At 44.5% G+C, this 3,046-nt stretch carries 3 protein-coding genes; all 3 read right to left on the reverse strand.

Features of this window, described 5'->3' with window-relative positions; genetic code table 11:
- The coding region (gene pepD, locus RT269_RS20205) for a beta-Ala-His dipeptidase (protein WP_331664202.1) at window positions 1-1,123 on the reverse strand (1,123 nt) is incomplete at its 3' end.
- Window positions 1,124-1,497: 374 nt separating this feature from the next.
- Window positions 1,498-2,328 (reverse strand): ATP-dependent sacrificial sulfur transferase LarE, encoded by an 831-nt coding sequence (gene larE, locus RT269_RS20210; RefSeq protein WP_313185301.1) that lies wholly within the window; start codon window positions 2,326-2,328, stop codon window positions 1,498-1,500.
- Window positions 2,328-3,046: LarC family nickel insertion protein (locus RT269_RS20215; protein WP_313185303.1), on the reverse strand; the 719-nt coding region annotated here is incomplete at its 5' end. The genes RT269_RS20215 and larE, both read right to left, overlap by 1 nt.

Consider the following 3,046-nt stretch of genomic DNA (forward strand, 5'->3'; position numbering starts at 1 on the left):
TTATCGTTCCAACAGAGCTTCTGATAGAACTGATGATTTCAATGCTTTCTTCTCCGGTCTCAACTACCCCCAGATTAAGGGAGCTCTCTACAAGGCCCTCAATATCCATGCTGACGCTCTGGACTCCGTTTGGAATCAGGTACATAAAATTAATGATGTTATCCCTTGTGTCTTTCGACATGATTCTCTTCGGCATATTTTCAACAGGATTCAGTTCGACTTTTATATCCGGATCTGCAACTTTGAATTCATCCCTGAATATTTGTTCCAAACTGGAAATCTTCTCTTTCAGCATCGGGACAGCCTCTAAATTTACACACACAACAGCTCGTGCATCACGGGCGATGGCGTTGTGCTTGGAGCCTCCGCTGATGGAACATAAATTTAAATCTGTCTCTAAGCTTACGCTTTTTAAAAACCGGGCCATTAATTTATTGGCGTTCGCTCTGCCTGTATGTATTTCCACTCCAGAGTGGCCGCCCTTTAAGCCAGAAATATCAATGATATAAGCAGCCCTGCTGCTATCTGCATCTTCCCATGTGATGGGAATATTGATCTTGGAGGAGCATCCGCCTGCACAGCTTACCGTCAGGATTCCCTCTTCCTCTGAATCGATATTAATAAGGGTCTTTCCTAATATGTTTTTTGGATCCAGCGCATGGGCGCCGTCCATTCCGGTCTCTTCAGAGGTGGTAACCAACAATTCGACAGGAGGGTGTTCCAATGTATCCGATGCCAGAACCGCTAACCCCATGGCGACCGCAATGCCGTCGTCTCCCCCTAGAGTCGTTCCGTTTGCGTAAAGCATATCTCCAACGATTTTCATTTGGATGGGGTCTGTCATGAAATCATGCATGACATCAGGCCTTTTCTCACAGACCATATCCATATGTCCCTGAATTACGACACCTGGACTTTCTTCATAGCCCTTGGAACCTGGCTTCCTGATGATCACATTCAGCGCTTTATCCTGGATGACCTCCAGATTGTGTTCCTTTGCAAAAGAAACTAGATAATCGCTGATTCTTTTTTCATTTCCTGAACCTCTCGGAATACTGTTAATTTCCTCAAAATAGTGAAACACTTCCACTGGTTCCATGTTTTCCATTGCACTGTTACCCACGGTATATTTTCTCCTTTACTAATATATTTGTCCTCCTTATGTTTAAAAACAGGATTACGGACAAAAAACCTAAATGTGTGTTTTTATATTAGCACAAACAAAGCCAAATTACAATAGGATTTATTGTACAATTTCACATAATATTTCTGTGCTAAATGTTCAAACGATATTAAAATTTTATATTATTTTTTAATTAATATTCACATTTTAGGTTATTGTTAATAAATCCACATTTGTCGTGCTGTCGAATCCTGACGGTACTGCCGCTATCCCCTCGACCTCTATCGGGGATTTGTTTATACGGTCAGCGAAATATGCAGAAAAAGTGCGTTTCCTGTCCGGGAAACGCACTTTTTATCTATCAGTATGAACTTTTACTCAATGGGTCTGATTCCCACATCCATGCTTCCGGACCGGAATCCTTCCAGATCCATGGTGATATAGATAAAACCCAATTCTTTTAAATAAGCAATGATCTCTCTGCTCTTCCCCACCAGATTTCCCATCGCTTCCTTGTCCACTTCGATGCGGACAATGTCTTTATGAAGCCTCAGGCGTACATTTCCTTTCACGAGAGAGCTTACAAATTCCTCTCCTTTTCCAATAAGATTCAGGACATCATAATCAATTTCCGTACCATAGGGAAGACGCGTCGCCATACATGGGGCGGAAGGCCTGGACGCCACAGAGATCCCATACCATGAGGCCAGTTCTTTTACCTGGGCCTTGGTAATGTGTAGCGCTGCCAGAGGACTGATGATTCCCAATTCTCTTAAGGCTTTGATTCCCGGACGGTAAACATGCAGGTCATCTTCGTTGGTTCCATCCATGATATAAGGGATGTTCATTTCCCCCGCATAATCCTTCAAAGACTGGAACAATTTCTTTTTGCATAAATAGCACCGGTTTACAGGATTAAAACGTATCTCCTCCTGTTCCAGCTCATTTACGGAAACCACCTTATGGATTCCTCCCAGCTCCTTTGCTACCCTGGCTGCGATTTCCAGATCACAGGAGGGATGAAGACGGCTGTCAAAAGTCACCGCATAAACAGTTTTTCCCGTCTTTCCTGCGGCATCTGCTGCTGCTTTCAGCAACAAACTGGAATCCACTCCTCCGGAAAAAGCCAGACAGATATCCTCTTTGGCATACTCTGCCATCATCTGTTCCAGTCTCGTTTTTATTTCCAACATGTTCTGTTCCATTATTTCTCCGCCTCCATGCGAATGATACTGTATACAGTCTGATAATCCAGCCCATGTTGTCTGCAAATACTTCTTACACTTTCAAATTCCGGATAGCAGAAGGTCCTGTCTTTGTAGGTGCAGATTTTTACCTCTGCCTCCCCGAATTCCGTCATGACCTTCCTTTTTTTTCGGTCTAAAATGGTTCTGGCTACCGGGTATCTTCTCACTCCGATGGTAGTGGTTTGAATGAACAGGATATCTTCCATTCTGCTTATCTCCTCTTCCCGGCAGATCAGGCTAAGCATATAAGCTGGACGGTTCTTTTTCATGAATACAGGGGTATACCAGACATCAGCTGCTCCGGCTTCCAATAAGGATTCCATGGCAAAACCAAAGGATTCCCCGCTGCAATCGTCAATATTGGCCTCTAAAACCCACATATTTTCTTCTGCCCCTTCTTCCTCTTCCAGAATCAGCATGGCCCGCAGAACGTTTGCCTGTTTAAAGTCCTTTTTCCCTGCACCAAACCCTGTCTTTAAGATCTGAAAGGAGGAGGGAAGATTCTTTCTTGTCCCAAGGGCGGCAGCTATGGCAGCTCCGGTAGGAGTCACCATCTCCCCTTCATTGTCCGTAAGACGAAGCTTCAGACCATGGGCCGACACAATGTTAGCTGTTGCCGGAACAGGAACCGGGATAACGCCATGCTGGCAGCGGACGCTGCCATATCCTTCTGACA

The sequence above is a fragment of the Lacrimispora sp. genome (assembly GCF_032078915.1).
In the GTDB taxonomy this organism is placed as follows: domain Bacteria; phylum Bacillota; class Clostridia; order Lachnospirales; family Lachnospiraceae; genus Lacrimispora.